Origin of the sequence: Streptomyces sp. NPDC051662 (assembly GCF_040681655.1) — a bacterium.
Lineage (GTDB): Bacteria > Actinomycetota > Actinomycetes > Streptomycetales > Streptomycetaceae > Streptomyces.
The window spans coordinates 66,509-72,508 of the sequence record NZ_JBFAZD010000040.1 but is presented as its reverse complement, the minus strand read 5'-3'; the positions used below and the strand labels follow the sequence as shown (position 1 = coordinate 72,508).

3 protein-coding genes are annotated in these 6,000 nt (G+C 73.4%); 2 read left to right on the top strand and 1 reads right to left on the bottom strand.

What is annotated here, in order from left to right; translation table 11 throughout:
- Window positions 1-112: 112 nt before the first annotated feature.
- The gene (gene gabT / locus AB0M67_RS38335; RefSeq protein WP_365752403.1) at window positions 113-1,447 is read right to left on the bottom strand and encodes a 4-aminobutyrate--2-oxoglutarate transaminase; all 1,335 of its coding nucleotides are present in this window, start codon (window positions 1,445-1,447) and stop codon (window positions 113-115) included.
- A gap of 294 nt (window positions 1,448-1,741) precedes the next feature.
- Between gabT and AB0M67_RS38330 the strand changes: the two genes are divergently transcribed.
- Together AB0M67_RS38330 and AB0M67_RS38325 are read left to right on the top strand one after the other, a co-directional pair.
- Window positions 1,742-3,970 (top strand): ATP-binding protein, encoded by a 2,229-nt coding sequence (locus tag AB0M67_RS38330; RefSeq protein WP_365752401.1) that lies wholly within the window; start codon window positions 1,742-1,744, stop codon window positions 3,968-3,970.
- A 231-nt stretch (window positions 3,971-4,201) separates the two neighbouring features.
- Complete coding sequence (locus AB0M67_RS38325; RefSeq protein ID WP_365752399.1) at window positions 4,202-5,830, top strand: PucR family transcriptional regulator; 1,629 nt, start codon at window positions 4,202-4,204, stop codon at window positions 5,828-5,830.
- Window positions 5,831-6,000 lie beyond the last annotated feature (170 nt).

The following is a 6,000-nucleotide window of genomic DNA, read 5'->3' as shown; positions in this document are numbered from 1 at the left end:
ACGAGCTGGACATGCCCGCAGGACTGCTCAAGACACTCACCGCCCAGGGTGTGACCACCCCGTTCCCCATCCAGGGGGCGGCGCGCCGCCCCCGGTCCGCCGTTCCGGCAGCTCAGACGGTGGCGAAGGCCTGCTCGATGATGTCCAGGCCCTCGTTCAGCAGGTCCTCGCCGATCACCAGCGGCGGCAGGAAGCGCAGCACATTGCCGTAAGTGCCACAGGTCAGGACCAGTAGCCCCGCCGCGTGGCACGCCTTGGCGAGCGCGGCGGTCGCCTCCGGGGCCGGCTCCTTCGTCTCGCGGTTCTTCACCAGCTCGATCGCGATCATCGCGCCCCGGCCGCGGACATCACCGATGAGGTCGTACTTCTCGCGCAGCGCGGAGAGCCGGCCCTTCATGACCGTCTCGATACGGCGGGCTTTCCCGACGAGGTCCTGTTCCCGCATCGTCTCGATGGAGCCGAGCGCGGCGGCACAGGCCACCGGGTTGCCGCCGTACGTACCGCCCAGGCCGCCCGAGTGCGCGGCGTCCATGATCTCGGCGCGGCCGGTGACGGCGGCGAGCGGCAGACCGCCCGCGATGCCCTTGGCGGTGGTGATCAGGTCGGGCACGACGCCCTCGTCCTCACAGGCGAACCACTGGCCGGTACGGCAGAAGCCGGACTGGATCTCGTCCGCCACGAACACGATCCCGTTGTCCTTGGCGAACGTCGCCAGCGCGGGCAGGAAGCCCTTGGCCGGCTCGATGAAGCCGCCCTCGCCGAGCACCGGCTCGATGATGATCGCGGCGACGTTGTCGGCCCCGATCTGCTTGCTGATCTGGTCGATGACCTGGGCGGATGCCTCGGGGCCGCAGTTCTCGGGACCGGTCGGCCAGCGGTATCCATAGGCGACCGGCACCCGGTAGATCTCCGGGGCGAACGGCCCGAAGCCATTCTTGTACGGCATGTTCTTCGAGGTCAGCGCCATGGTGAGGTTCGTACGGCCGTGATAGCCGTGGTCGAACACGACCACGGCCTGCCGCTTGGTGTACGCACGGGCGATCTTCACGGCGTTCTCGACGGCCTCGGCGCCGGAGTTGAACAGAGCGGACTTCTTCGCGTGGTCACCCGGGGTCAGCTCGGCGAGCCGCTCACAGACCTCGACGTACCCCTCGTACGGCGTGACCATGAAACAGGTGTGGGTGAAGTCCGCGAGCTGGGCGGAGGCGCGGCGTACGACGGCCTCGGCGCTGGCACCGACCGAGGTCACGGCGATCCCGGAACCGAAGTCGATCAGTCGGTTGCCGTCCACGTCCTCAAGGATCCCGCCGTCGGCGCGGGCGGCGAACACGGGCAGCACGGACCCGACGCCACCGGCGACCGCGGCGGTACGGCGGGCCTGCAACTCCCGCGACTTCGGACCGGGGACGGCGGTGACGAGGCGGCGCTCCTGCGGAATGGCGGTCATGAGGGGCTCCTGGGGGTGTTTCCGGGGTCTTTCTTCGGCTTTCCTCGCAGGCTAGGGGTGGGGGCGGGGTGCGGGCATGCGCCGTTCGGTAGTAACCGGGGCGTGTCGTTGTCCGTGACGGACAGGTGGCCCACGCGTCGGGGCCGGGAGGTACGGCGGGGCGGGCGACACCCTGTGCGCGCGGAACGGTGAACTACCCGTGCGCGGGCACTAGATTGACGCTTGCACACGAGATCGACGCTTGCACAGGGCGGACCGCGCGGCGCGGGCCCGACTGGTAGGGGGCAGGGGTTCATGGACACCGACGGCACGCACGACTCCCAGGGCACGCGCGCCACCCCTGTGCCGCGGCCGGCGGGGCCGCCGCCCACGCCACCCCCCGCGCCACCGCCGATGCCGACGTCCTTGCCGTCTCCGGCAGGTCCGCCGTCCGGTGCCTACGAGACCGGTGCCTACGAGACCGGTGCCTACGAGATCGGCGCCTACAGAACCGGCGCCTTCGAGACGGCTCCACCCCCCGCGCCGGAACGCGCCCCGGACAGCGGCCCGACGCTGGGCGAGTGGCTGCGGGTGCCCCGGGTCGCGGACGCGCCCGGGACCTGGGCCTACGGACACAGGCCACGCCCCCCGGAGGAGCCGGAGCGCACACCGGCACGGCAGCTGGTCACCGGCGCGCTGATCTCGTTCCTCGCGGGCCTGCTGCTCTGGTCGCTGCTGTCGAACGGCTATCTGGGTCGTTTCTGGCTCTGGCCGCTCTTTCTCCTCACTCCGGACCGCTGGTGGATCGGTACACAGGAAGGCGCTGTCGCCCAGGGCATCTACAACGCGCTGGTCATCGGCGGGCTCCTCGTCCTCTTCGGACGGCTCGGCCGCTGGCCCGAGCTCGCCCGCCGCGTGCTGGGCCGGGTCCCCGGCGTCGCCCCGAAGGAGACCGCGCCCCCGCCCCCGGAGCCCGAGGACGATCTGGCCGAGTGGCCCGAGCTCCGGTCCGCCGGCCAGGGCGGGACCGCCGCGCGGCTCGCCGCCGAGGTGCGCGACGGGCGGATGAACGATGTCGACTACGCCCGGATCCGGCGCGCCTGGCACTCCGTACGAGCCGATCCCTCCCGGCTCACGGCGTTCGCCGAGGCGGTGCGGGGCCATGGCGCCGCGGCCTGCGTCCATCCGTCGGGCAACCGCGACCTGCCCGTCCGCGCGGCCCGGCACGATCTGCTCGTACGACAGGTCCGGCTCGGCACGGTCCACGACGGGGAGCGCAACCCGTACCCCCGGCGCGGGTCGGGGCTCGCGCTGGAGCCGGGCCTGCTGGGGACCTCGCTGCTGGCCGTGGGGCCGCCGGGCGCCGGTAAGACCCACGCGCTCGTCCGGCCGGTCGTCGAGTCGCTCTCCCTCCAGGCGCTCGCCGGACAGGCCGTCGTCATCGCCGTCTGCGCCGCCGGCACCCAGCTCGGTCCTGACAGCGCCTATGACGTCGTGGTCCGGCTCGGCGACCCGGCATCGGTGTACGACCTCGATCTGTACGGGGGGACGACCGACCCGGACGAGGCCGCCGCCGTACTCGCCGAGGGCCTGGTCGGCGATCTCACCGACACCGACGGCAGGCGCGCCACCACCGCGCTCGCGCAGCTGCTCGGCCCGTTCCACGCGGCACACGGCCGGCTGCCCGCCGTCCCCGAGCTGCGCGAGCTGCTCGACGGCACGCCCGCCGCGCTGGCGGCCCTGCGCGAGGCGCTCGACGCCGGGGGCCACCACGCCATGCGGCGTGAACTCGACACCAGGGAACGGCAGTCCGGAGCCCCCGGGGACGCCGGGAGCGCGCTCGCCGACCGGATCGCACTGCTCGACCGCCCGGCGTTCGCGGGCTTCTTCGACACCAGCGGCAGGACCCGGCCGTTCTCGCTGCGCACCCTGCAGCATCCGCTCCGGGTCCGTATCGACCTGCCCGAGCGCGGACACGCCGAGGCCTCGCGGATGCTGGCCAGGCTCGTACTCGCCCAGTTCACGGCGAACGCCGCCGTACGCGCCGACCGCTCGCTCTTCGCCTGCCTCGTCCTCGACGACGCGACCCGCACCCTCACCGGCCAGACCCTGCGCGGAGTGCAGCGGCTGCGGTCGGTCAACGCGGGCGCACTGCTCACCCTGCGCACGCTCGACGATGTGCCGGAGGCGCTGCACACCGCGCTCCTCGGGGCCGTCGGCTGCCGGATGGCGTTCTCCGGGATCACCACCTGGGACGGCAAGCGCTTCGCGGAGGCCTGGGGCACGGAGTGGGTGGAGACTCGGGACGTCACCCAGCGCACGGTCTTCGCCGACCAGCCACTGACTCGGGCCATTCACGCGTTCCGGAAACTGGTCACCGGCAAGGCCGTGACGACGGACGCGGTGACCGTACGGAAGGTCGAGCGGGAGCGCTGGTCGGCCTCCGAGCTGGCGCACTCGGTCCCCGCCGGGCACGCGGTGCTGTCGCTGCGGACGGTGGGGGGCGACCACGCGCCGCCCCTGCTGGTGGATCTGCGGAGCTGACCCGGGAGCCCGCGCCACCCGGCCACGGCGACCGTCCGCCACCCGCGTACGGACGCCCGGCCGCGGCCGGACGTCCGCCCGCGTACGGCCGCCCGGCCGCCACCGGCCGTCGGCTCGTACAAGCTGGCAGAATTGAGGGACGCCGTTCGTACGGAGCGGCGTAATCGTCCAAGGTGGCGTCATCCGGCCGCCGCCCTGCCCCTCGATCGCCGAAGGCCCTACGGTTCCACCATGCCGCCCACCCTCGCCTCGCTCGTCCAGCACTCGGCGCTCAATCTGACCGTGCGTGCGGGGGAGGACCGGCTGCAGACGCCTGTGCGCTGGGTCCACGCGAGCGAGCTGGCCGACCCCGTGCCCTACATGGAGGGCGGGGAACTGCTCCTCATCACGGCGACGACGCTGGACGCCGCCGATCCGGAGGCCATGCGGCGCTATGTGCGCAGGCTGGTCGGCGCCGGGGTCGCCGGGCTCGGCTTCGCCGTCGGCGTGAACTACGAGGACGTCCCCGATGCGCTGGTCGAGGCGGCGCGGGAGGCCGGGCTGCCGCTGCTTGGCGTTCCACGGCGTACGCCTTTCCTCGCCATCAGCAAGGCCGTCTCGGCGGCGCTCGCCGCCGATCAGTACCGCGCGGTCACCGCGGGGTTCGAGGCCCAGCGGGAGCTGACCCGCGCCGCGCTGGCCGAGGGGCCCGCGGCGCTGCTGGCCCGGCTCGCCGCGTATGTGGATGGTTGGGCGGCGCTGTACGACGCGTCGGGCGCCGTGGTCGCCGCCGCGCCCGAGTGGGCCGCGCGCCGGGCCGCCCGGCTGACCGGTGAGGTGGAACGGCTGCGGGAGCGCCCGGCGCCCGCGAGCGCGGTGGTCGGGGCCTCGGGTGACGCGCTGGACGAGGCGTCCGGCGGGGCCGAGGACCGGGTCGAGCTCCAGTCCCTCGGCACGGGCCGGCGGGTGCGCGGCGCGCTCGCCGTCGGCACAGGAGCCGCGCTGGGTACCGCGGAGCGGTACGCGGTCCACTCGGCGATCGCCCTGCTGACGCTGACGACGGAACGGTCACGCGCCCTTCAGGCCGCCGAACAGCGGCTCGGTTCGGCCGTGCTGCGGATGCTGCTCTCCGGCCAGCCCGACCACGCGCGGGCCGTGGCCGGGGATCTGTACGGGGGCCTGCTCGACGCCCCGTTCCGGCTGCTGGTCGCCGAATCGGCCGAATCGGGGAATTCGGCGAAGTCGGTGAAGCCCGCGCCGGACCCCGAGGCCGACCATCCGCTCCAACTGCTCGCGGAGGCGCTGGAGGCCGCGGCGGCACGCGCGGGCGAGGCGGTGCTCGCGGTCCCGGACGGTGAGGAACGGCTCATGGTGCTCGCGGTGGACGGCGGGGCGGTGGTCACGGCCTGCGAGGGATACGCGCGACGCGACGCCGAAGAGGCCGGGGTTGTCATCGGGCTCTCCGCGCCGACGGGCCCGATCGCGGCGGCGGGTGCGTACAAACAGGCCGAACAGGCCCTCTCGGTGGCACGGCGGCGTGGCCGCGCGCTGGTCGAGCATGAGGACTTGGCGGCGGGATCGATCCTTCCGCTGCTCGCGGACGACGCGGTACGCGCCTTCGCCGACGGCATGCTGCGCGCCCTGTACGAGCACGACGCGAAGGGCCGCGGTGATCTGGTGGCCTCGCTGCGGGCCTGGCTCTCCCGCCACGGCCAGTGGGACGCGGCGGCGGCGGACCTCGGGGTCCACCGCCATACGCTGCGCTACCGCATGCGGCGGGTGGAGGAGATCCTTGGCCGCTCGCTGGACGACCCGGACGTACGGATGGAGCTGTGGCTGGCCCTGAAGACGACGGCGTCGCCCGTGCCCTCGACCGAGTAGCCGAGTAGCCGAGTAGCAGAGCAGCCGAGCAGCAGAGCAGCCGAGTGGCCGAGTGGCCGAGCAGTGAGTGGCAAAGCAGCCGAGCGGCCTTGTGGCGGGACCATGCCCGCCGCGGCGCCTCCGCTTACGACATTGCGTAGCACACCCTCCACCACATCACTCCACCCCGG